Here is a 22,873-nt window from a genome sequence, read left to right on the forward strand (position 1 = left end):
CGAAAAGTCGGCGCTGGTGGGACGGCAGCATCGGTCAGTTGAGCGTCAGCACGCCGCGTTTCAGTCCCGGATCTTCGGGATGGGGCGAGAGCACGAAGCCGAGGCTGGTGACGAACTGGATCATGCGCCGGTTTTCGACGAGGAAATCGCCGTTCATGTACTTGATGCCGCGCGAACGCGCGGTGTCGATCAGCACGCCCATCAGTCGGCGCGCCAGGCCCTTGCCCTGCCAGGCGTCGGCGACGACGATCGCGAACTCGCAGGATTCACCGTCCGGATTCGTCGCATAGCGGGCGACGCCGACTTCGGTTTCCTTGCCATCGATCTGGGTGATCGCGACGAAGGCCATCTCGCGATCGTAATCGATTTGCGTCAGGCGCACCAGCTGCGCCGGCGAGAGTTCCTTCAGCGTGTTCATGAAGCGGTAGTACTTGGTTTGTGGCGACAGATTGCGCACGAATTCCTGTTCCATGTCGGCATCCTCGGGCCGGATCGGCCGGATCGTCACCACTTGACCGTCCGGGGTCTGATACTCGGTGATCAGGTGCGAAGGATAAGGATGGATCGCCATGTGGTCGTAGCGACCCGCGGTGAGCGGCAGATTCTCGATCACGATGCGGGCATCGACGGCCACCGCGCCGTATTCGTCGACGATCAGTGGGTTGATGTCCATCTCGCGGATCCACGGCAGTTCGCAGACCATTTCGGAAACGCGCAGCAGCACGGCTTCGAGCGCCTCGATGTTGACGGGCGGCATGTTGCGGTATTCGCCCAGGCGGGCGGCGATGCGCGTCGAGGCGAGCATGTCGTCGACGAGGAACTTGTTCAGCGGCGGCAACGCGACGGCGCGTTGCGCGCAAAGGGCATCGCTGCGGACATCGCTGTCTGGGGTGCCGAAGACGATGGTCGGACCGAAAATCTGGTCGCGCGTCATGCCGACGACGAGTTCGCGTCCATTGGCCTTCTGGATCATCGGCTCGATCGCGATGCCGTGGATGACCGCATCGGGACGGTGTTTCTTCACTTCCTCGATGATCTCGGTGTAGGCATCGCGCACTGCGGCAAGGCTGTTCAGATTCAGCCGCACCCCGCCTGAGTCGCTCTTGCTGGCGATCTGCGGCGAATCCACCTTCATCACCACGGGCAAGCCGATTTCCTCGGCGAGCACCATCGCCTCGGAGGGCGAGCGGGCGATGACGGTCTGCGCGATCGGGATGCGGAAGGCGGCGAGAAGCGCCTTCGATTCCATCTCATTGAGCACCTTGCGCCCTTCGGATAGCGCCGTTTCGATCACCAGTCGGGCGGACTCGAGCCGGGGTGCGACGTGATCGGCGATCGAAGCCGGTGCCTGCATCAACAGCTGCTGGTTGCGGTAATAGTTCGAGATGTGCGAGAACAGCTCGACCGCCGGTTCCGGGGTGTGAAAGGTCGGGATACCGGCGCCCCGCAGCAGCAGGCGCGCCTCATAGACCTGCTCGCCGCCCATCCAGCAGGTGACCACCGGCTTGTCGGATTTTTTCGAGGCTTCGATCATGGCGCGGGCCGACTGGGTCGGATCGGTCATCGCCTGCGGCGTGAGGATCACCAGCACCCCATCGACGTCGTCGTCCGCAAGGCAGACATCGAGCGCCGCCGCATAGCGTTCCGGTGTCGCATCGCCGACGATGTCGATGGGATTGCCTTTCGACCAGGTCGGCGGCAGCAGGGCATCGAGTCTTTCACGTGTCGCGCTGCCGATTTCGGCAAGCGGGATGCCGATGTCGGCAGCGTAGTCGGCGGCCATCACGCCGGGCCCACCGCCGTTGGTGACGATCATCAGCCGATTGCCGCGCGGCCGGAAATGCGAAAACAGCGCCTGCGCGGCCGCATACATCTGACCGACCTTGCCCAGTCGCACCACGCCGGCGCGGCGCACTGCGGCATCGAATACATCGTCGGCGCCGACCAGCGCGCCGGTGTGCGACAGCGCCGCCTGACGCCCGGCCGGATGGCGCCCGACCTTGATCAGCAATACCGGCTTGGCGCGCGCCGCGGCACGCAGCGCGCTCATGAAGCGGCGCGCGTTCTTGATGCCTTCGATGTAGAGGAAGATGCTCTCGGTGCGCGGATCGGCGACCATGTAGTCGAGCACTTCGCCGAAATCGATGTCGCTTTCGGCACCGAGCGAGACGACGTTCGAAAAGCCCACTTTGTTCGGCAGCGCCCAGTCGAGGATCGCGGTGCATAAGGCACCGGATTGGGAAATCAGGGCGATCGTGCCAGGATGCGCGCTTCCGTTGGCGAACGTGGCGTTGAGATGGCTGCCCGGCCGCATGATGCCGAGACAGTTGGGCCCCAGCAGGCGCAAGCGATGGCGGTGCGCGGAATCGAGCGTGGCGCGCAGCAGTTTCTCGCCGCGCGGGCCCATCTCGGCGAAACCGCCGGAGATGATGATCGCGTGCCGGGTGCCAGCGCGGCCGCAGGCTTCGACGATCATTGGCACCGTCTCGGCCTTGGTGCAGATCACCGCGAGATCGAGACGCTGCGGAATGCTCTCGACCGAATCGTAGGCCTTCTGGCCATAGACGAACTCGTGGCGCGGATTGACGAAGTAGAGCTTGCCGGTATAGCCGCCGTCGATGATGTTGCGCACCAGCGTGGAGCCGACAGATCCCGGTGTTTCCGAAGCGCCGACGATGGCGATGGATTGGGGCTCGAAGAGGGGGGTGAGATAATGTTTTTCGTCGTTCATAGGGGGTTAGCAGGCTGTTGAAAAACTACTGCGGTGGCCATCTGCGGCGTTGCGCGGTGCTCGCTCCCTCGCCTATCTTATTGATATGTCTCGGTCGCTGCGCTCCGTGCGCCTTGCATCTGGCCATCCTCGTGACGTTTTTCAACGGCCTGTTAGACTTTGGGTCGGTCCCTCGGAAGTTGCACTGATGTTGCAGTGCAGCAGGATAACACCAACAGCGAGCCCAGATGCAAGAAAAACATGCCATTCGCCCCGGTCAATCAACCGATCTGTTGAAAGAATTGCACATTCTGACGCGTGATGGGCAGCTCAATCAGGACAGCCGGCGCAAGCTCAAGCAGGTCTATCATCTGATCGGTTTCATCGAGCCGCTGATCCAGGAAACCGCCGCCCGGCAACCGGAGGTGAATCTGGTCGATTTCGGCGCCGGCAAATCCTACCTCGGTTTCCTGCTCCACGACCTGTTTTTCAAGGACGGCCGGGGCGCCGCCACGGTGCATGGCATCGAGGCGCGCCGCGAGCTGGTCGAAAAATCTCGTGCGCTTGCTGCCCGGCTGGGGTTTGCCGGCATGCAGTTCCATGCGCTGGATGCCGCGAATGCGGATTCGTGTCCCGAACTGCCACAGTACATCGACATCGTCACCGCGCTGCATGCCTGTGACACCGCGACCGACGACGCGATCCGCTTCGCGTTGAAGCGCCAGGCCCGATTCGTCGTGCTGGTGCCCTGCTGCCAGGCCGAGGTCGCCGCGCTGTTGAGGAAACACAAGAGCCGGGCGCTCGCCAATCCGCTCGCGGAACTGTGGCGCCATCCGCTTCACACGCGCGAATTCGGCAACCTCGTCACCAACGTGCTGCGCTGCCTGCAGCTCGAGGCGCATGGCTACCAGGTAAGCGTGACCGAACTGGTCGGCTGGGAACACTCGCTGAAGAACGAGCTGATCGTCGCCCGGCGCACCGGACAGCCGGCGCGTCACCGCGGTGCGCGGCTCAGGGAAATCCTCGCTTTTCTTGGGCTAGAAACAGAACTTTCCGAGCGCTTCTTCCTGCCTTGAGATTCACGCGCGCGAGCGTCGCAGGGGTTTTTCCTACATCACGTTGGCCAGATAGGCGCCCAGCCGCATGTCGGTGGTGAGGATGTGCTCCGTCAGCCAACGTTCGAGGATTTCGATGTGCCGTTCCGTCATCTCACCGCCGCCCTGCAACAGCTCCTGCTGCAGTTCCTTGACGGTTTCGATCAGTTCCCGGTGCTCGGCCTTGTGCGCCTCCATGTCCTTGTACTGATACTTGAGCATCAGGCGTTCCTCGTGGCTGAAGTGCCAGACGGTACAGTTGACCAACTCGTCGAGCACCGCGGTTAGATATTCCGGTGCATCTCGGTCTTTGACGGCGTGGTTGAGGGTGTTGAAAATATCGACCAGTTTGCGGTGATCCTCATCCACTTCCTCGACGCCAATGCTCAGTGTCTTGCTCCAGGTAATGCCTTTCATGATGTCTCTCCCAACGAAGTTGCCGTCTCTATGAGCATAGCAATGATGAACATGCAAATCGAGGTTTGCCGATGTCACGCCTGACGCTCGACCGGATGCTGCAATCGCAAGGTTTCGGCTCGCGCAAGGCCTGCCGCGGCCTGATCGAGGCGGGCGCGGTGAAAATCGATGGAGAAATCATCGCCGACTGGCGTATCGAAATCGAGACCGACGGGCTCGAATTCGAGGTGGACGGCCGGCGCTGGGCATACCGCGAGCATGTCTATCTGGCGCTCGACAAACCGGCGGGCGTCGAATGCTCGCGACGACCGAGTCATCATCCCGGCGTGCTTTCCCTGCTGCCGGCGCCTTTCACGCTGCGCGGCGTGCAGCCAGTCGGCCGCCTCGACCACGACACGACCGGTCTTTTGCTGCTCTCCGACGATGGTGCCTTCATCCATGCGCTGACGCATCCGAAGCGCCATGTATCGAAGACCTACCGCGTCACCACCGCCGAGCCCATCACGCAGGCGTTGATCGAACGCCTGTGCAGCGGCGTGCAACTTGCCGACGAGCCGGCGCCGCTGGCCGCGCAAGCCCGGCAGACAGGCGAGCACGAACTCGAGATCGTGCTCGAACAAGGCAAGTATCATCAGGTCAAACGCATGCTCGCCGCTGCCGGCAGCCATTGCGTCGCGCTGCGTCGGATCGCGATCGGCGGGCTGGCGCTCGAATCTCTCGGGCTCGCCGAAGGGGGGTGGTGTTTTCTCGATGATGAACCATTGGAGCGGCTGACGAGCCATGGCCGAAAAAATTTTGCCGACTGAACCCTCTATGTGGGTAACGCGCTTCGCGTCCTTGATTCCGCCCGACGGCGAGGTGCTCGATCTGGCCTGCGGTTACGGGCGGCACGCGCGTTTTCTTGCCGGCATGGGCCTCCATGTCGAGGCGGTGGATCGCGATGCCGAGGCGCTGGCGGCATTGGCTGGCGTCGCGAACGTGACGACACGCCATGCCGATCTGGAAAACGGGCCGTGGCCGTATTACAGCCGGGTCTTCGATGGCATCGTGGTGAGTCGTTATCTGTGGCGTCCGCTTTTCCCCCAGATTTTCAATTGCCTGGCCGAAGGCGGGGTGCTGATCTACGAGACTTTCATGGAAGGCCAGCAGCTCTATGGCAAGCCGGAGAATCCGGCGCATCTGTTGCGGCCGGGCGAGCTGCTCGAGCTGGTCGGCAAGCGCTTCACGGTGATCGCCTTCGAGCAGGGCGAAGTCCTGGGCGCGGTCGGCGACCCGCAGGTGATCCAGCGCATTTGTGTGCGGCGCGGCCGGCCGGTCAGGCTGCCAGAATGCGTTCCGCCACCATGACGAGTCCAAGAGTTTCTATTTTAGCTATAATGGCGATATTGGATATTTCAGGGTATTCATGATGATCACCGTGACTTCCGTCGAGGCACAAAACCGTTTTGGCGAGCTGATCGATCGTTCCCAGCGCGAGCCGGTCGCGATCACCCGGCGCGGCCGCACCGTGGCTTACGTGATTTCCGAACATGAAATGCGCGAGCTCGAAAAAGCGCGCCGGCAGTCCGTAGCACAGCGCAAGATCGCCGATTGGCTTGCCTTGCCCGGTGTCGAGGGCGTCGATCTCGTCTTGCCTGCGCGCAGCGATCAGCCACGGGCTGTGGATCTTTGCTGATGTTTTTGCTCGACACCAATGTCGTTTCCGAGCTGCGCAAGGTGCGCATGGGCAAGGCCAACCCTGGACTGGCCACGTGGGCCGATGGTGTCGAGACGGATCGTCTTTTCATTTCGGTGCTGAGCATCGAGGAGTTGGAAATCGGGGTTTTGCGCGCCGAACGCCGTGATCCGGCGCAAGGGGCGATTTTGCGCGTCTGGCTCGACCAACATGTGCTGCCCGCATTCGCCGAGCGTATCTTGCCCGTCGATCTGGCCGTGGCGCGTCTTGCCGCGAGAGTGCACGTGCCGGATCCGCGTCCGGCTTTCGATGCCTTGATCGCCGCGACTGCGTTGGCGAACGATTTCACCCTGGTGACCCGCAATGAGACAGATTTTCTGGGTATGGGCGTGAGGGTGTTGAATCCCTGGACTTGACGCGCATGATTGCTACACCCACCCGCGGAGGATGAAATAACCCATGCGCAAAAATAAACGCCCGCCCACCCCTTGTAGGGGCGGGTCTTGTGCCCGCCCTATGGGGGGTCTTGTGCCCGCCCTATGGGGGGTCTTGTGCCCGCCCTATGGGGGGTCTTGTGCCCGCCCTATGGGGGGGTGACGGGTAGGCACAAGGCCTACCCCTACGGCGTGTGCGCGGCTTTGGCCGCGATCGTTGACTGCCTGTCGAGCGGCGATCGTCGAGGGCAGGGCTGATCGTATTTCACGTTACCCCTCGCGCCGCGGCTGACAGTGCCAGTCTGCCAGAATGCATTTCGCCAGCTGCCTGATACCGGTGGGCGAAAGATCATCGGTGGCGAACACCGGTGCATCCGCATAACGATAGTTCTTTTCCTGCGAGCGCTGGTAGAGCGGGTCGTAATGCTTCTCCAAGAGCTCTTCGACCAGCATGCGGAATTCGCCGGCGGTGACCAGGGCGTTCCAGCGCGCCAGGGTTTCGTTGCTCTGTAGGCCACGCAGGTGGCGAAGCTGCTCGGCAAGCCACTGGGGCCGTTCGAGAAAATAGGCGTAGTCCCGCAGCAGAAAATCGGCTCTGGCGGCACGGCAGGCTTCGATCTTCAGACAAGGCGCGGCGCGCATCGCCTCGATCAGCGCATCCGGCAGCTGCAGCTTGCCGATGCGCCGGCTTTCGGCCTCGACGAATACCGGGCGCGCCGGATCGAAACCTTCCAGGGCGGTGAGAAGCCGTGTCTCGAACATTTTCTGCGCGGGCTGTGCTGCATCCGGCAGCACGCCCAGCACCGAGCCTTTGTGCGCGGCGATCTGCTCCAGATGCAGCACCTGGGCGCCCAACTCGGCCAGCGCCTCGAGGAGGCGACTCTTCCCGCTGCCGGTGGGGCCGGAGACGACGCGAAACGAAAATTGCGCGGGCAACTCGGCGAGCCGGGCGAGAACATGGCGGCGCCAGCCCTTGTAGCCGCCTTCGAGCCGATGCGCATCCCAGCCGATCTCGCGCAGGATGTGCGTGAAGGCGCCGGAGCGCTGGCCGCCACGCCAGCAATAGACGAGCGGCCGCCAGTGCTTCGGCTTGTCGAGGAAGTGCGCCTCGATCAGGGCGGCGATGTTGCGGGCGACCAGCACGGCGCCGAGTTTCTTTGCCTCGAAGGGGGAAACTTGCTTATAGAGCGTGCCGACCTGCGCGCGTTCCTCGTCCGAGAGCACAGGGCAACTGATCGCGCCGGGGACGTGATCCTCGGCGAACTCCGCCGGCGAACGGGCGTCGAGGATGGCGTCGAATTCGCCAAGTTGTGCTACCGTGGCGACCCCTTTGGGAAGCTTGGCGGACATCGTGCTATGGATGGACAAAATCAAACTGGTTGCATTTTAGTTCCGAGATGACCCGCGGCGCGGCTTGGTCTTCGCTGAAAACTCATTCGCAATGACTGAAAAAATCCAGCTCACTCGTTTTTCCCACGGTGGCGGTTGCGGCTGCAAGATCGCCCCGGCCGTGCTCTCTCGCCTGTTGGCCGAATCGCCGCTGAAATGCGTGCCTGCCGATCTTTTGGTCGGTGTCGAGACCGCCGACGACGCGGCGGTGTATCGCTTCAACGACACTCAGGCGGTGGTGGCCACCACCGATTTCTTCACGCCCATCGTCGATGATCCCTTCGATTTCGGCCGCATCGCCGCGACCAACGCGCTCTCCGATGTCTATGCGATGGGCGGCCGGCCGATCTTCGCGCTGGCGGTCGTCGGCATGCCGCTCGACAAGCTGCCGGAAGACGTGATCCGCCAGATCCTCGCCGGTGGCGAGAGCATTTGCGCCGCAGCCGGAATCCCAATCGCCGGCGGACATTCGATCGACATCGTCGAGCCGGTCTATGGTCTCGTGGCGCTCGGCATCGTCCATCCGGCGCATCTGAAGAAGAATGCGGGCGCAAAGGCGGGCGACGTGCTGATCCTCGGCAAGCCCTTGGGCATCGGCATCCTCTCGGCGGCGCTCAAGAAAGGTGAGCTGTCGGCCGCGGGCTATGCCGAGATGCTGCGCTGGACGACGAAACTCAATCTCACCGGCACGCGGCTCGCCAAGATGCCCGGCGTGCATGCGGTCACCGACGTGACGGGCTTCGGGCTGGCCGGCCATCTGCTCGAGATCTGCCGCGGCTCGGGCGTTGCCGCACGGGTGGAATTTGCCCGGCTGCCGCTGATCGAGGAGGCGGTACGGCATGTGCGTGCGGGCACATTCACCGGCGCCTCCGGGCGCAACTGGGCGAGCTACGGCAGTGCCGTCCTGCCAGCGCCGACTATCGAAGAATGGCAGCAGAAGATCATCACCGACCCGCAAACGAGCGGCGGCCTGCTGGTCGCCTGCGCGCCGGAAAGCGCGGATGAGGTCTTGGCGGCTTTCCACACCGACGGCTTCGAGCGGGCGGCGGTGATCGGCAGTTTTGCAGCCGGTGCGCCCAGCATTACGGTCGTTTGAGCAGCGGCAACAGGGCCGCCCAGACATGATCGAGGATCTTCGGCTGCGCAGCCGCGGTCGGATGCAGCCGGTCGGGCTGGAAGGCGGTGTCATCGAGCGCGATCGGTTCGAGCAGGAAGGGGAGCAGTGCCGTCTTTTCCGCCTTGGCGATCTCGGAGAAGATCACATTGAATTCGCGCGAGTAGTCCGGCCCGTAGTTGGGTGGAAGTTGCATGCCGACGAGGAGCACCCGGCCGCCTGCGGCTTTGGCCTGCCTGACCATCACGGTGAGGTTCTCGCGCATCTGTCGCAAGGAGAGTCCGCGCAGGCCGTCGTTGGCGCCCAGCGCGAGGATCACGATGCGCGGACGTTCTCGCTGCAGCACGGCCGGCAGGCGGCTTTTGCCGCCGGCCGTGGTCTCACCGCTGATGCTGGCGTTGAAGACCTCCCAGGCATGGCCCTCGCGGGCAAGCCGGGTCTGCAACAGCGCCGGCCAGCTTTGTTCGCGAGCCATGCCGTAGCCCGCCGAAAGGCTGTCGCCGAAGACGAGGATTTTTTCGGCGGCGTGGGCCTGCCCGATCAGCAGGCAGGCGAAGAATGCGAGAATCCTGAACATGGACACGGTATTGGCAGTGGACGATCTGGGCAAGGATGTCGTCAGCGGCGAGTCTATCCTGACCATTCTCGACGGTATTGGTTTCACGATCGCCGCCGGCGAGTCGGTGGCGATCCTCGGGCCTTCGGGGTCGGGCAAGTCGACGCTGCTCGGCTTGCTCGCCGGTCTCGACCTGCCGACACGCGGCCGGGTGGTGCTCGCTGGGCAGGATTTGGCCGCACTCGACGAGGATGCGCGCGCGGCTTTACGCGGGCGGCTGTTGGGTTTCGTCTTTCAATCATTCCAGTTGCTGCCGGCGCTCACTGCACTGGAAAACGTGATGCTGCCGCTCGAGCTGCTCGGGCTGTCTCAGCCGCGCGTGAGCGCTGAGGCGATGCTCGCGCGCGTGGGGCTCGCCGACCGGCTCGGCCATTACCCGAAGCAGCTGTCGGGCGGCGAACAGCAGCGCGTAGCGCTGGCGCGCGCCTTCGCCGTGCATCCGCGTCTGTTGCTCGCCGACGAGCCGACCGGCAATCTCGATGCGGCGACCGGTCGCCAGGTGATCGAGCTGATGTTCGCGATGAATGCCGAGCAGGGCACCACCCTGGTGCTCGTCACCCACGACGAAGCCCTCGCGCAACGCTGCGCGCGGCGTCTGCGGCTTGCTGGCGGACGACTGGTTTCCTGATCAACCTGGAGGAGGAGCAAAGCCTTGAGCCGACCCGTCGATCCCGATCGTTACTTGCGGCAGATCGCCGAACGCATGTCCGCGACGCTGGAGCGTGAAGAAATGGAGGTGCTGCTCGATGAACTGGAATATCTCTATGACGTCATCGATCCTGTGTTGCAGGACAGCGCGGAAACGCTGATGAAGCAGTTGCGTCAGAAGCTCGGTTACGCCGCATGAGCGAAACGCGCTGCTACGCTTTCCGGCGCCTCAATCCTTTTCTGGGTACGACGCAAGTCGTCGACACCGCGCAGGGGCGCGCGGTGTCGGTCGATGGCGTCAACTGGGAGCTCCAGTTGCGGATGCGGTTGCCTGCCGGCTGGGGCTTCCTCGACCGCGCAGGAGGAGATACGGCTTATCTGCGTTTCGGCGTCTGGTCGAAAGCCGAGGGATTGGCGCGCTTTCCGCCGGCACGCAACGTCGATCCGAATGCCGCGGAAAAATCCGCCGCTGCGTTGCTCGATGAAATCGGCGCAGCCCTGCCGCGCCTGCCATTCGGGCTCATCGACACCCTCGAATGCTGGCTCGTCGATATCGTCCGCAAGCCGCTGGCGCTCATTGCCAGCCTCAAGGCCGATGATGTGTTGCCCGAGCGCGCCCCGCGCCGCTGGGCGCCGCTGCTGCCGGAGGTGGCGCGGGCATCGAGCGACGATTTCTCGCCGCTGAGCGGCTGGGTGGCCGAGCGCGCCTTGCCGGGCCCTTGCTGGATTTCACGCGACGCACAAGGTAACGGCACCCTCTTCAAAGGCATGAACGGCGAACGCAAGACCTTCGCCGCCGGCGAGTTTCCCGAAACTCTCGTCGATCTGGGCAGTTGCCGAGATGATCCGGTCCGCGAATTGCATGACCGCTATCTCGCGGTGCTCGCTCCGCGCCTCTTGATGCTGCCGCTTACGCCCGCGACACGCGCCCGGCTAGAAGTGCTGGCGGCACGTCAGCCGACCGAGATTGCACGCTTCTGGCGGCTCTATCCAGCGATCTGCGACCGCGCCTTGGTCAACACCGCCCGGGTGCAGGCGCAGCTGATCGCTACGAGCTGAGAATACTGCCTGCGACGGCGATTCCACTCCTGACCGCGCCTTCGAGCGTCGCGGGGTAATCGCCGGCAACGTAATCGCCGGCGAGCCAGAGGTTCGGGGAATTGGTGGCGGCCGAAGGGCGCACGAGGTTCGGCGTGCAGGCGAAGGTGGCGCGCTTTTCCTCGATCACGCGAATCTTCTTCGGCATCACGATGCCCGGCAGCAATGGCACGAGCTGGCGATGGATCGCCCAGCCGAGCTGGACGTGGTCGAGCGCCTGCCAGGGGCCGGCACCACTGATGACGACCGCCAGAAGCCCCGCTGGTCCGCCCAATAGGCCGCGGTCGAATACCCATTGGCCGTGGCCATTGCCAAGACCGAGCATCGGGAAGGCAAGACGCACCGTTTCCGGATAGTGGAGATAGATCGTCGCGATCGGCTGGGTCGCGATTCCATGTAGCGCTAGCTCCGGCGCCAGCTGGGTCAGGTGCCAGGGCGCGACCGCGAGCACGCGATGGTCGTATTCGGCCAGCGACTCCAGGCTGTCGATGCGTGTGGCGCGATGCACCTTGCCGCCGCGGACCTCGATGAATCGAGCCGCCGGTTCCGGAAACAGGCTGGAGAGATCGGTTGCCGGCAGCAAGAGGTCGGCTGCGCTGCGGTTTGCAGCCAGCGTGTCACGCAACACGTTGAGAAAGACCTGCGCCGAGGCTTCGCGTATCGGAGTGTTGAGGGCCGCCAGACACAACGGGCCCCAAAGGAAACGGCGTAGCCGGGGCGGCTGGTTGGCGATCAGCCGGCTTGCCGGGATGTCGCTTGGCAGGCGGAAGCGAATCTTGCCGAGCGCCCGCAGGAAACGCAGCGCGGCGAGCTTGTCATGGAAATCGAGCCCTTGCGCAGTCAAAAGCGCCCAGCCGAGAGAAAGCGTGGCGGGCAGGGGCAGGGCGGGTGCGGCAAGGCGGAATTCGCGGGGGAATTCCAGATGGAGCGGAAATCGGGCGAGTGCCGTCCTGCCAGCGCCGACTTTGGCGATCAATCGCAACGTCTCGCGATAGGCGCCGACGAGGATGTGCTGACCGTTGTCGACGCTCAGCCCGTCGAGTTCCACCGCGCGCGCACGCCCGCCCAGCGTGCGCGAGGCTTCGAAGACATCGACCGCGATGCCGGCATCGGCGAGCTCGACGGCACACGCCAGGCCGGCCCAGCCGGCGCCGACGATGGCTACGCGGCGAGCCATGTCTTCAGCGCCAGCCAAGCCTTGCGCGCCGGCGGCAGGAAAGTGCGGCGGTCGAGGACGAGGAAGCCGTCTTTTTCGATCTCGTCGAGCAGCGTCTGGTAGATCACCGCCATCACGAGCCCGGGGCGCTGCGGCTTGCGGTCGAGGGCGGGCAGCAGCGCAAAGGCGCGGGCATAGTGTTCGCGCGCCCGCCGCGCCTGGAAGGCCATCAGCGCCTTGAATTTCGGCGTATGACGGGCGGCGAGGATGTCGGCTTCGGCAACGCCGAAAGCGGCGAGCTCGTCCTGCGGCAGGTAGATGCGCCCGCGCCGCGCATCCTCGCCGACATCGCGGATGATGTTGGTGAGCTGGAAGGCGATCCCGAGCGCATGCGCGTATTTGAGCGTCTGCCGGTCTCGATAGCCGAAGATCTCGGCCGAGAGGAGCCCTACGACGCCGGCGACGCGATGGCAGTAAAGCTGCAACTGGGCGAAGTTCGGGTAGCGCTCCTGATCGAGATCCATGCGCATGCCGTCGATGATTTCGGCGAGTTGTTCGAGCGGCAAGGCAAAATGCTCTCGGGCGGACGCCAACGCCCGGCTGACCGGATGGCTCGGCTGGCCGCGATCGAGGCTTTCGATTTCCGAATGCCACCAGTCGAGCTTGGCGCGGGCGACGGCCGGCTCGTGGCATTCATCCACCACGTCATCGACTTCGCGGCAGAAGGCGTACAGGGCGTTCAATGCCTGGCGGCGGGGCGCATCGAGGAAGCGAAAAGCCACAGCGAAGCTCGACGCGCTGGCTTTGACCTTGGCGGCGCAATAGTCGTCGGGACTCATGCGAAAGCCGCCTCGAGGAAAAGGCACGGCCAGTCGGTGGTGCGCAATACCGGCCGGTGTCTGAAAATGTCGTAGCCGCACGCCTCGATCTTGTCGAGGATCCTCAGTCCGCCATTGATGATGGCGCGGATTTCCATGCCAATGCGGCCGGAAAGGTTGCGGCCCAGCGCGGCGCCGCTCATCATCAGCGCACGGCTGCGCTCGACCTGGAAGCGCATCAGGGCGCGAAACTCGGCGCTCATGATCCGGCACCGCAGCATCTCCTCGCTGACGCCGAAACGCGCCATTTCATCTTGCGGCAAGTAGATGCGGCCGCGCGGCCCTTTGTCGAGGTCGATGCCGACATCCTGCCAATGGTTGACGAGCTGGAGCGCGGAACAGATCTTGTCCGAATCTTGCAGATTCTCGGCCGTGGCCGCGTCGAACAGGTGGAGCAGCAGCCGGCCGATCGGATTCGCCGAGCGGCGACAGTAATCGAGCAATTCGTCGTAACTGGCGTAGCGATCTTTGACGATATCCTGGGAAAAGGCATCGAGCAGGTCGTAAAACGGCGCCAGGGGCAGTCCGTGGGCGGCGATCTGGACGGCCAGCCGCTGGAAGAGCGGTTGGGTGGGAGACAAGCCGCGGCCGATGCGATCGAGTTCGGCGCGATAGCCGTCGAGGAGGTCGAGCCGCCTGGCGGCCGGGAGACTGCCTTCGTCGGCGAAATCGTCGGCCGAGCGGGCGAAGGCATAGATCGCCGTCACCGCCGGCCGCAACCGGGCTGGGAGCAACAGCGAAGCAACGGGAAAATTCTCGTAGTGATCGACCGACATGGGGTGCCAGTATAGTGGGATAGAATCCCGGGTCACGCGAGGGTGGCGGAATTGGTAGACGCACTGGATTTAGGTTCCAGCGCCGCAAGGCATAAGGGTTCGAGTCCCTTCCTTCGCACCACACCATCCGCCCCAACCTTTTTCTGATCAAGTCAAGGATTCTTCATGGAAACGACCCAGGACACCCCTGTCCAAACCGCTGCGCCGCCCGTCAATCCGCTGGAACGCCGCCTCGACATGGCCGTGACACTCGCAGAGATCGAACGCGAAGTCGAACAGCAATTGAAGCGCATCGCCAAGACCGCCAAGATGGCCGGCTTCCGGCCGGGCAAGGTGCCGATGAAGCTGGTCGAGAAGATGTATGCTGGCGAAGCGCGCTCCGAAGCACTCGGCGCGGCCATCGACAAGGCGTTCAACGAGCTGGTGCGTGCGCAGAACTTGCGCATCGCTGGCCAGCCGCGCGTCGAGCCCAAAGCAGGCAGCGAGGAAGGCAAGCTCGAATTCACCGCGATTTTCGAGGTCTATCCTGAATTCCAGATCGGTGACGTCACCGGCAAGACGATCGAAAAGCCGGTGCTGACCATCACCGACGTCGAGGTCGACCAGACCATCGAGGTGCTTCGCAAGCAGCGCACTACCTATGCCGAGGTTGACCGCGCCTCGGTCAAGGGCGACCGGCTGATCGTCGATTTCACCGGGCGCAAGAATGGCGAGGAGTTTCCGGGCGGGAAGGCCACCGACTACCCGGTGTTCGTCGGCGGCGGCATGATGCTGCCGGACTTCGAGGCGGCGCTGGAAGGTGTCAAGTCGGGTGAGGAGAAGACCTTCGACGTAAACTTCCCGGAGGACTATCACGCCAAGGATCTCGCGGGTCAGCAGGTGCAATTCACCGTCGTGGTCAAGAAGGTCGAAGAGCCGCGGCTGCCCGAGGTCGATGCCGATTTCGCCCGCGCACTCGGCATCAAGGAGGGCGACGTCGCCAAGATGCGCGAGGAGGTGAAAGCCAATCTCGAACGCGAGGTCGCCAACCGCTTGAAGAACCGCGTCAAGGAACAGGCGATGAACCTGCTGCTCGAAACCAACCCGATCGACGTCCCGCAGTCCCTGGTGCAGGCCGAGGCCCAGCAGATGGCCCAGCGCGCACTAGAAGACCTCAAACAGCGCAACCCGCAGATGAAGGACATGCCCGTCGAGGCGAGCTGGTTTCTTGATCAGGCCGCGCGCCGCGTCAAGCTCGGCCTGATCATCGCCGAGCTGGTCAAGAGTCAGGATCTGCACGTCAAGCCGGAAGAGGTGCGCGCCGTCGTCGATGAATACGCCGCCACCTTCGAGGAGCCGCAGGAAGTCGTGCGCTGGTATTACAGCAAGCCCGAGATGCTCGCCCATGCCGAAGTGCTGGCGATGGAGAACAAGGTCGTCGACTGGGTGCTCGCCCACGCCCAGGTGACCGAAAAACCGGTGGCCTTTGACGAACTGATGGGCACTCAGGCATGATCCCAGATTGTCCATTAGACCGGGCTGATTCGCCATGAGCATCCGATACGATCATTTCAACGCCCTACGCGGCGGTTTTCGAGCTGCGGGCGGCATCTTTGCGCCCCCGCTCCTCGCCAATAGACACTGTTATTGGCTCGTCGCGGGGGCGCAAACCTGCTCGCCCTCGCTTTTGATACCCGCTCGCGTTCCAATGGACAATCTGGGATGATTTCGCGCATGGACACCCAAGCACAACGCCAAGACGACATCCAGGCGCTCGGCCTGATCCCGATGGTCATCGAGACCAGCGGACGCGGCGAGCGCGCCTACGACATCTATTCGCGCCTGCTCAAGGAGCGGGTGATTTTTCTCGTCGGGCCGGTCAATGACGTGACGGCCAATCTGGTCGTCGCGCAGCTGTTGTTCCTCGAATCGGAAAATCCGGACAAGGACATCTTTCTCTACATCAACTCGCCGGGCGGCTCGGTGTCGTCGGGGTTGGCGATCTACGACACGATGCAGTTCATCAAGCCCGACGTGTCGACGCTGTGCATCGGCCAGGCGGCGTCGATGGGCGCCTTCCTGCTCGCCGCCGGCGCGCCGGGCAAGCGTTACTGCCTGCCCAATTCGCGCGTGATGATCCACCAGCCGATGGGCGGCTTCCAGGGGCAGGCCTCGGACATCGAGATCCATGCCAAGGAAATCCTCCACATCAAACAGCGCTTGAACGAGATGCTCGCCAAGCACACCGGCCAGCCGCTGGAACGCATCGAACGCGATACCGACCGCGATACCTTCCTCTCGGCCGAGGCCGCAGTCGAATACGGCCTGGTCGACAAGTTGCTCACTCACCGCAGCGACGCGGCATAAGACCAAGACAGCATCGGAGAACTGACGATGGCAGGAAAAAAAGAGGCACCGGAAAAACTGCTCTACTGCTCCTTCTGCGGCAAGAGCCAGCACGAGGTCAAGAAGCTGATCGCCGGTCCGTCGGTGTTCATCTGCGATGAATGCATCGACCTGTGTAACGACATCATTCGTGATGATGGCGAAGTCGGCGAGAGCGCGAAGCCGGCCAGCGATCTGCCGACGCCAGCCGAGATCCGCGCGGTGCTCGACCAGTACGTGATTGGCCAGGATCGGGCGAAGAAAGTCCTCGCCGTCGCCGTTTATAACCACTACAAGCGGCTGCGCAGCGAGGGCAAGCCGCGGCGCGGCAAGGAGGACGTCGAGCTCGCCAAGAGCAACATCCTGCTGATCGGACCGACGGGCTCGGGCAAGACGCTGCTGGCTCAAACCCTGGCGCGGCTCTTGAACGTCCCCTTCGTGATCGCCGATGCAACCACGCTGACCGAAGCCGGCTATGTCGGCGAGGATGTCGAGAACATCATCGCCAAGCTGCTGCAGACCTGCGATCACGATCCGGCCAAGGCGCAACAGGGCATCGTCTATCTCGACGAGATCGACAAGATCTCGCGCCGCAGCGAGAACCGTTCGATCACGCGCGACGTTTCCGGGGAAGGCGTGCAGCAGGCTCTCCTGAAGCTGATCGAGGGCACGGTCGCCGCGGTGCCGCCGCAGGGTGGCCGCAAGCATCCGAACCAGGACTTCATCCAAGTCGATACCTCGAACATTCTGTTCATCTGCGGTGGTGCCTTCGACGGTCTGGACAAGATCATCCAGGAACGTTCCGAAAAATCCGGCATCGGTTTCGCCGCGCCGGTCAAGAGCAAGACGAGCGCCAGTGTCAGCGAGATCCTCTCCCAGGTCGAGCCGGACGATCTGGTGCGCTATGGCTTGATTCCCGAGCTGATCGGTCGGCTGCCGGTAGTCGCCAATCTCAGCGAATTGGATGAAGAAGCGCTGGTGCGCATTCTGATCGAACCGAAGAACGCACTGATCAAACAGTACCAGAAGCTCTTCGCGATGGAGGGCGTCGAACTCGAAGTGCGTCCCAGCGCCTTGCAGGCGATCGCCCGAAAGGCGATCAAGCGCAAGACCGGTGCGCGGGGCTTGCGTTCGATCATGGAAAACGTGTTGCTCGACACGATGTTCGAACTGCCGGGCATGAGCGGTGTCGAAAAGGTCGTGATCGACGAGAACACGATCGAAGCAGGCGCCAAGCCGCTATTGATCTACGCCGATCAGCCGAAGGTTTCCGGGGCCAACTGAAAGCCGGCGCCATTTGCGCTATCCTGCCGTCGTCCGCCTCGACCCGGACGTCGGCTTGAATCTCTTGCCCGTGGCCCCATGTGCGGGGAACGGCAACTACACAATGAGAGGATGCGTCCATGTCAGACGATCTCGAACTTACCCAGCAAAGCACGGCCAACATCCTGCCACTTCTGCCGTTGCGCGACGTGGTGGTGTTTCCCCATATGGTCATCCCGCTTTTCGTCGGTCGCCCGAAATCGATCAAGGCGCTCGAGGTGGCGATGGAAACCGGCAAGAGCATCCTGCTCGTGGCGCAGAAATCGGCTGCCAAGGACGAACCGGATCCGGCCGACCTCTATGACGTCGGCTGCATCTCGAACATCCTGCAAATGCTCAAGTTGCCCGACGGCACCGTCAAGGTGCTGGTCGAGGGCACGCAACGTGCGCGCATCCGCCGCGTCGAGGACAAAAACGGTCTGTTCATCGCCGAAGTCGAGCCGGTCTCGATCCCGGAGCGCAGCAATCATGAAATCGAGGCAATGCGGCGCACGATCCTGGCACAGTTCGACCAGTATGTGAAGCTGAACAAAAAGATCCCGCCTGAAATCCTCACCTCTCTTTCAGGCATCGAGGAAGCCGGACGGCTGGCCGACACCATCGCCGCCCATCTGCCGATGAAGCTCGAGCTCAAGCAGGGCATCCTCGAGCTGTTCAACATCGACGAACGGCTCGACAAGCTGCTCAATCAACTCGAAACCGAACTCGACATCCTCCAGGTCGAAAAGCGCATCCGCGGCCGCGTCAAGCGCCAGATGGAAAAGAGCCAGCGCGAGTACTACCTGAACGAGCAGGTCAAGGCGATCCAGAAGGAGCTCGGTGAAGGTGAAGAGGGCGCCGATCTCGAAGAGTTGGAGAAGAAGATCAAGGCTGCTGGCATGAGCAAGGAAGCGCTCAACAAGGCGATGTCCGAGCTCAAGAAGCTCAAGCTGATGTCGCCGATGTCCGCCGAGGCCACCGTGGTGCGCAACTATCTCGATGCGCTGATCAGCCTGCCGTGGAAGAAGAAATCGCGCGTTTCGAAAGACCTCGCTGCGGCCCAGAAGATCCTCGACAAGGACCACTACGGGCTCGAAAAGGTCAAGGAACGCATCGTCGAATATCTCGCCGTGCAACAGCGTGTTGACAAGCTCAAGGCGCCGATCCTCTGCCTCGTCGGACCTCCTGGCGTGGGCAAGACCTCGCTCGGCCAGTCGATCGCCAAGGCGACCAATCGCAAGTTCGTGAGAATGGCCTTGGGTGGCGTGCGCGACGAGGCCGAGATTCGCGGCCACCGGCGCACCTACATCGGCTCGATGCCTGGCAAGATCCTGCAGAACATGGCCAAGGTCGGCGTCAAGAATCCGCTGTTCCTGCTCGACGAAGTCGACAAGCTGGGCATGGATTTCCGCGGCGACCCGTCATCGGCGCTCTTGGAGGTGCTCGACCCCGAGCAGAACCACACCTTCCAGGATCACTACATCGAGGTCGATTTCGATCTTTCGGACGTGATGTTCGTCGCCACCGCGAATACGCTGAACATCCCGGCGCCGTTGCTCGACCGCATGGAGGTGATCCGCCTGTCCGGTTATACCGAGGACGAGAAGATCAACATCGCGCTGCGCTATCTGCTGCCCAAGCAGATGAAGACCAATGGCCTCAAACGCGAGGAGCTGAGCGTCACCGAAGAGGCGATTCGCGACATCGTGCGCTACTACACGCGCGAGGCCGGGGTGCGCGCGCTCGAGCGCGAAATCTCGAAGATCTGCCGCAAGGTCGTCAAATCGCTAGTGCTCAAACCCAGAAAACACAAGGTCGTCGTCAACAGCAAAAATCTCGAGAAATATCTCGGCGTGCGCCGTTACACCTTCGGCGTGGCGGAAAAGGAAAACCAGGTCGGGCAGGTCACGGGGCTGGCTTGGACGGAGGTGGGTGGCGAGCTACTCACCGTCGAAGCCGTCGCCGTGCCAGGCAAGGGCAAGACGGTGACGACCGGCAAGCTCGGCGAAGTGATGCAAGAGTCGGTCCAGGCGGCGCTCACCGTGGTGCGCAAGCGCGCTCGCTCGCTGGGCATCCCCGAGGACTTCTATCAGAAGAACGACATCCATATTCACTTGCCAGAAGGCGCGACGCCAAAGGATGGGCCCTCTGCGGGTATCGCGATGTGCACCGCGATGGTTTCGGTGCTGACTGGCATCCCGGTGCGTGCCGATGTGGCGATGACCGGCGAGATCACGCTGCGCGGCGAAGTGCTGCCGATCGGCGGCCTCAAGGAGAAGCTCCTTGCCGCGGTGCGGGGTGGCATCCGCACGGTGCTGATCCCCGAGGAGAACGTCAAGGATCTCGCCGAGATTCCCGATTCGATCAAGAACCGTATCGAGATCGTGCCGGTGCGCTGGATCGACAAGGTGTTCGAGCTGGCGCTCGAGCGTATGCCTCAGTCCTTGCCGGAACCCGCCGTCGAGACGCCCCCCGCGCTGCCGCCTGCCGAGGTGAAAGCCGATGCCGCAACACTCATCAAGCATTGATAGAATGCGCGACGCTCTTCCGGGTGCTTAGCTCAGTTGGTAGAGCGTCGCCCTTACAAGGCGAATGTCGGCGGTTCGAACCCGTCAGCACCCACCAATGAAATAGCCCGGCTTCGCCGGGCTATCTGTTTTCTGCACTCAGTTCAGGGTGCGCGCCAGCGCGATACGGAACGCGCGCACCAAGTCGTCATATTGCGGCTGCGCCGACAGTAGCGTGAACAGTTTGAGCATGCCTTTGCGGCCGGCCTCGTCGTTCCATTTGCGATCGCGGCGCACGATTTCGAGCAGCTGTTCCAGCGCGGCTTGGTAGTCCTGCCGCAGGGCCAAGGCATTGGCCAGTTGCAGTCGCGCTTCGTGATCATTGGCATCGCGCTCCAGACGTGCCTGCAATGCGCCGACATCGGCACCGTTGGCCGTCTTGGCCATGTCGATGCGCGCCATGAGCGCGGCGGCGCGATCCTGGTCGCGTACCCGATCGGCGACGGCCGACAGCAATTCCGTTGCCTCGGACAAGGCTTCCGGGGTGCCGAGATCGAGGCTGAGCTGGACGAAATCGAGGTAGGCGGTGTCATTCCTAGGATCGAGATCGATCGCCTCGGCCATCTTCTGACGGGCAGCATCGAGGTTGCCGGCGGCGGCGAGATCGAGCGCCGCACGGCGCAGCGGCTCGGCGGGTGAGGGGATCAACCGGTCGAGGAACTCGCGAATTTGGGCTTCGGGCAGCGCGCCGGTGAATTCATCGACCAGCTCGCCACCGACGAAAGCCTTCACGGCAGGGATGCCGCGCACCCCATAGCGCATCGCCAATTCCTGGTTTTCGTCGGAATTCACCTTGGCGAGGATGAACTTGCCGGAATATTCCGCCGCGAGTTTTTCGAGGATCGGCTTGAGAATGCGGCAGGGCTGGCACCACGGTGCCCAGAAATCGACGATCACGGGCACTCGGCGCGAGGCGGCGAGTACCTTTTCGTCGAAATCGACGACGCTGACATCGATCGCGTATTGGGACATGGATCAACCTCGTGTGCGGAAGGACAGATGCTGCCTCGCAAATGTGGGCACGCGGCTGATTTTAAACCCAGATTGTCCATTGGAACGCGAGCGGGTTTCGAAGGCGAGGGCGAGCAGGTTTGCGTCCCCGCGACGAGCCAATAACCATGTCTATTGGCGAGGAACGGGGGCGCGAAGATGCCGCCCGCAGCCCGAAAGCCGCCGTGTAGGGCGACGAAATGACCGTATCAAATGCTCATGGCGCATCAGCCCGGTCTAATGGACAATCTGGGTTTAAATGCCATCACTTTCCGGCGTGCTCAGCTTTTCGAGCAGTTTCAGTGCCGCGATCGAATCTTCCTCGCCCATGCCGCTGCCGACGACCGCATTGAACATCTGCGCCGTAGCTGCCGCCGCAGGCAGCATCAGGCCGAGCCGGTGCGCTTCTTCCATGACGATGCGCAGATCCTTCTGGTGCATCCAGGCTTTGAAACCCGGCTTGAAATTGCGCTCGATCATGCGCTGGCCGTGGTTTTCGAGGATGCGCGAGTAAGCGAAGCCTCCCAGCAGTGCCTCGCGCACCTTGGCGACATCGACGCCGTTTTTCGCCGCGAAATTGAAGGCTTCGGCCACCGCCATGACCCCGACCCCGGTGAGAATCTGATTGCAGGCCTTGGCGACCTGTCCAGCGCCGATCTCCCCGATCAGTGTCACCGACTTGCCGAGCTTCGCGAACAGCGGTTTGACCTTCTCGAAGACCTCGGATTTGCCGCCCACCATGATCGTCAGGCTCGCATTGATCGCCCCGATCTCGCCACCAGAAACCGGCGCATCGAGGAACTCGATGCCTTTTGCGGCGAGCGCCGCGCCGATCTCGCGCGCGGCATTGGGGTTGATCGTGCTCATGTCGACGACGATCAGGCCGGGCCGTCCACCGCTGGCGATGCCGTTCTCACCCAATGTGACCTCTCGCACGTCGGGTGCGTCGGCGACCATCGTGAAGACGATCTCGGCATGACGCGCAACTTCGGCCGCCGAGACATGAATTTTGGCGTCGACCTCCTTGAAAGGTTCGAGCGAGGCGGGCCGGCGCGCCCACAAGTGCAGCGTGTGGCCGGCTTGGGCCAGATGCAGGGCCATGGGACGTCCCATCAGCCCCAGGCCAATGAAGCCAATGTTCATGAGGGAGTTCCTTGGTGGCGTTCGGGAGAAATCAGGGATGCTTCTGATAGGTGCCGACCAGCTGCGCTTCGGCGAGGATATGACCGGCCATCGCCTTTTCCAGTTGCGCCTTGGTGGGATGTTTGAGATCAGGCAGCACGACGTCGAGCGCATAGAGCTTGTGGAAATAGCGATGGCGGCCGATCGGCGGACAAGGGCCACCATAGCCGGTACGCTGCCAGTCGTTGAGACCTTCGAACGTGCCGGGGGGTAAGGTCTTCACTGCTTCGGGTAGCCCAGTGACCGTCGGCGGGATGTTGTAGAGCACCCAATGCACCCAGGTCATTTTCGGCGCGGCCGGATCGGGGGCATCGGGGTCATCGACGATCAGCGCCAGGCTCTTCGTGCCCGCCGGCACCCCCGACCATGACAGGGGCGGTGAAACGTCGGCCCCTTGACAGGTATAGTGCGCGGGGATCGCGGCCAGATGCGCAAAGGCAACCGAGGTCAGGATCAGGCTCAT

23 protein-coding genes and 2 tRNA genes are annotated in these 22,873 nt (G+C 63.0%); 15 read left to right on the top strand and 10 right to left on the bottom strand.

Annotated elements, in window-relative coordinates:
* Positions 1–34: 34 nt before the first annotated feature.
* Entirely contained in the window at positions 35–2,731 is a 2,697-nt protein-coding gene (locus EL335_RS06330; protein WP_126445172.1) for a bifunctional acetate--CoA ligase family protein/GNAT family N-acetyltransferase, read from the bottom strand.
* Positions 2,732–2,958: 227 nt separating this feature from the next.
* Between EL335_RS06330 and EL335_RS06335 the strand changes: the two genes are divergently transcribed.
* Complete coding sequence (locus EL335_RS06335) at positions 2,959–3,786, top strand: class I SAM-dependent methyltransferase (RefSeq protein WP_126445175.1); 828 nt, start codon at positions 2,959–2,961, stop codon at positions 3,784–3,786.
* Between the two features lie 33 nt (positions 3,787–3,819).
* Here EL335_RS06335 and EL335_RS06340 read toward each other — a convergent pair whose 3' ends face one another.
* Positions 3,820–4,221 (bottom strand): bacteriohemerythrin, encoded by a 402-nt coding sequence (locus EL335_RS06340; protein WP_126445177.1) that lies wholly within the window; start codon positions 4,219–4,221, stop codon positions 3,820–3,822.
* Positions 4,222–4,292: 71 nt separating this feature from the next.
* Between EL335_RS06340 and EL335_RS06345 the strand changes: the two genes are divergently transcribed.
* Genes EL335_RS06345 through EL335_RS06360 form a run of 4 tightly spaced genes read left to right on the top strand, consistent with a single transcriptional unit; the run spans position 4,293 to position 6,312 of the window.
* Entirely contained in the window at positions 4,293–5,027 is a 735-nt protein-coding gene (locus EL335_RS06345) for a pseudouridine synthase (RefSeq protein ID WP_126445179.1), read from the top strand.
* 31 nt (positions 5,028–5,058) lie between these two features.
* Positions 5,059–5,568, top strand: coding sequence for a class I SAM-dependent methyltransferase (locus tag EL335_RS06350; protein ID WP_284155476.1), 510 nt, complete (start codon positions 5,059–5,061; stop codon positions 5,566–5,568).
* 58 nt (positions 5,569–5,626) lie between these two features.
* Entirely contained in the window at positions 5,627–5,896 is a 270-nt protein-coding gene (locus EL335_RS06355; protein ID WP_284155477.1) for a type II toxin-antitoxin system Phd/YefM family antitoxin, read from the top strand.
* Positions 5,896–6,312, top strand: a complete 417-nt coding sequence (locus tag EL335_RS06360) for a type II toxin-antitoxin system VapC family toxin (RefSeq protein ID WP_126445183.1) — start codon at positions 5,896–5,898, stop codon at positions 6,310–6,312. Before EL335_RS06355 ends, EL335_RS06360 begins: the two co-directional genes overlap by 1 nt.
* A gap of 288 nt (positions 6,313–6,600) precedes the next feature.
* Here the strand turns inward: EL335_RS06360 and mnmH are convergent, their stop codons facing one another.
* The gene (gene mnmH / locus EL335_RS06365) at positions 6,601–7,680 is read right to left on the bottom strand and encodes a tRNA 2-selenouridine(34) synthase MnmH (RefSeq protein WP_126445185.1); all 1,080 of its coding nucleotides are present in this window, start codon (positions 7,678–7,680) and stop codon (positions 6,601–6,603) included.
* A gap of 91 nt (positions 7,681–7,771) precedes the next feature.
* On the opposite strand from mnmH, the gene selD reads away from it, so the two are divergent.
* The gene (gene selD / locus EL335_RS06370; RefSeq protein WP_126445187.1) at positions 7,772–8,815 is read left to right on the top strand and encodes a selenide, water dikinase SelD; all 1,044 of its coding nucleotides are present in this window, start codon (positions 7,772–7,774) and stop codon (positions 8,813–8,815) included.
* Here selD and EL335_RS06375 read toward each other — a convergent pair.
* On the bottom strand, positions 8,802–9,410 hold the full coding sequence (locus tag EL335_RS06375) for an arylesterase (RefSeq protein ID WP_126445190.1): 609 nt from the start codon (positions 9,408–9,410) through the stop codon (positions 8,802–8,804). The two genes, selD and EL335_RS06375, sit on opposite strands and share 14 nt — an antisense overlap.
* Here EL335_RS06375 and EL335_RS06380 point away from each other — a divergent pair.
* The 3 genes from EL335_RS06380 to EL335_RS06390 are packed head-to-tail and all read left to right on the top strand — an operon-like array spanning position 9,409 to position 11,156.
* A complete protein-coding gene (locus tag EL335_RS06380) occupies positions 9,409–10,077 on the top strand; it encodes an ABC transporter ATP-binding protein (protein ID WP_126445192.1) in 669 nt (222 codons plus the stop codon). The two genes, EL335_RS06375 and EL335_RS06380, sit on opposite strands and share 2 nt — an antisense overlap.
* Before the next feature lie 24 nt (positions 10,078–10,101).
* Complete coding sequence (locus tag EL335_RS06385) at positions 10,102–10,296, top strand: hypothetical protein (RefSeq protein ID WP_126445194.1); 195 nt, start codon at positions 10,102–10,104, stop codon at positions 10,294–10,296.
* The gene (locus EL335_RS06390) at positions 10,293–11,156 is read left to right on the top strand and encodes a hypothetical protein (RefSeq protein ID WP_126445196.1); all 864 of its coding nucleotides are present in this window, start codon (positions 10,293–10,295) and stop codon (positions 11,154–11,156) included. Before EL335_RS06385 ends, EL335_RS06390 begins: the two co-directional genes overlap by 4 nt.
* On the opposite strand, the gene hpnE is transcribed toward EL335_RS06390, so the two are convergent.
* Genes hpnE through hpnC form a run of 3 tightly spaced genes read right to left on the bottom strand, consistent with a single transcriptional unit; the run spans position 11,146 to position 14,005 of the window.
* On the bottom strand, positions 11,146–12,372 hold the full coding sequence (gene hpnE, locus EL335_RS06395; RefSeq protein ID WP_126445198.1) for a hydroxysqualene dehydroxylase HpnE: 1,227 nt from the start codon (positions 12,370–12,372) through the stop codon (positions 11,146–11,148). The genes EL335_RS06390 and hpnE overlap by 11 nt on opposite strands.
* On the bottom strand, positions 12,357–13,190 hold the full coding sequence (hpnD, locus tag EL335_RS06400) for a presqualene diphosphate synthase HpnD (RefSeq protein WP_126445200.1): 834 nt from the start codon (positions 13,188–13,190) through the stop codon (positions 12,357–12,359). Before hpnD ends, hpnE begins: the two co-directional genes overlap by 16 nt.
* On the bottom strand, positions 13,187–14,005 hold the full coding sequence (hpnC, locus tag EL335_RS06405; RefSeq protein ID WP_126445202.1) for a squalene synthase HpnC: 819 nt from the start codon (positions 14,003–14,005) through the stop codon (positions 13,187–13,189). Before hpnC ends, hpnD begins: the two co-directional genes overlap by 4 nt.
* A 36-nt stretch (positions 14,006–14,041) precedes the next feature.
* On the opposite strand from hpnC, the gene EL335_RS06410 reads away from it, so the two are divergent.
* The 6 genes from EL335_RS06410 (at position 14,042) to EL335_RS06435 (ending at position 20,296) form a co-directional block, all read left to right on the top strand.
* A tRNA-Leu gene (locus EL335_RS06410) sits at positions 14,042–14,126 on the top strand.
* Positions 14,127–14,170: 44 nt separating this feature from the next.
* Complete coding sequence (gene tig / locus EL335_RS06415) at positions 14,171–15,499, top strand: trigger factor (RefSeq protein WP_126445204.1); 1,329 nt, start codon at positions 14,171–14,173, stop codon at positions 15,497–15,499.
* 219 nt (positions 15,500–15,718) lie between these two features.
* On the top strand, positions 15,719–16,351 hold the full coding sequence (gene clpP / locus EL335_RS06420; RefSeq protein WP_126445206.1) for an ATP-dependent Clp endopeptidase proteolytic subunit ClpP: 633 nt from the start codon (positions 15,719–15,721) through the stop codon (positions 16,349–16,351).
* A gap of 27 nt (positions 16,352–16,378) precedes the next feature.
* Positions 16,379–17,653, top strand: coding sequence for an ATP-dependent Clp protease ATP-binding subunit ClpX (clpX, locus tag EL335_RS06425; RefSeq protein ID WP_126445208.1), 1,275 nt, complete (start codon positions 16,379–16,381; stop codon positions 17,651–17,653).
* Positions 17,654–17,772: 119 nt separating this feature from the next.
* Positions 17,773–20,199 (top strand): endopeptidase La, encoded by a 2,427-nt coding sequence (lon, locus tag EL335_RS06430; protein ID WP_126445210.1) that lies wholly within the window; start codon positions 17,773–17,775, stop codon positions 20,197–20,199.
* 21 nt (positions 20,200–20,220) lie between these two features.
* A tRNA-Val gene (locus EL335_RS06435) sits at positions 20,221–20,296 on the top strand.
* Between the two features lie 41 nt (positions 20,297–20,337).
* Here EL335_RS06435 and EL335_RS06440 read toward each other — a convergent pair.
* The 3 genes from EL335_RS06440 to EL335_RS06450 all read right to left on the bottom strand — a co-directional run bounded on the left by EL335_RS06440 (position 20,338) and on the right by EL335_RS06450 (position 22,873).
* Entirely contained in the window at positions 20,338–21,210 is an 873-nt protein-coding gene (locus EL335_RS06440) for a tetratricopeptide repeat protein (protein WP_126445212.1), read from the bottom strand.
* A gap of 273 nt (positions 21,211–21,483) precedes the next feature.
* Positions 21,484–22,371, bottom strand: coding sequence for an NAD(P)-dependent oxidoreductase (locus EL335_RS06445; protein ID WP_126445214.1), 888 nt, complete (start codon positions 22,369–22,371; stop codon positions 21,484–21,486).
* Between the two features lie 31 nt (positions 22,372–22,402).
* Entirely contained in the window at positions 22,403–22,873 is a 471-nt protein-coding gene (locus EL335_RS06450) for a YbhB/YbcL family Raf kinase inhibitor-like protein (RefSeq protein ID WP_126445216.1), read from the bottom strand.

This window comes from Sulfuricystis multivorans (genome assembly GCF_003966565.1).
GTDB lineage: Bacteria > Pseudomonadota > Gammaproteobacteria > Burkholderiales > Rhodocyclaceae > Sulfuricystis > Sulfuricystis multivorans.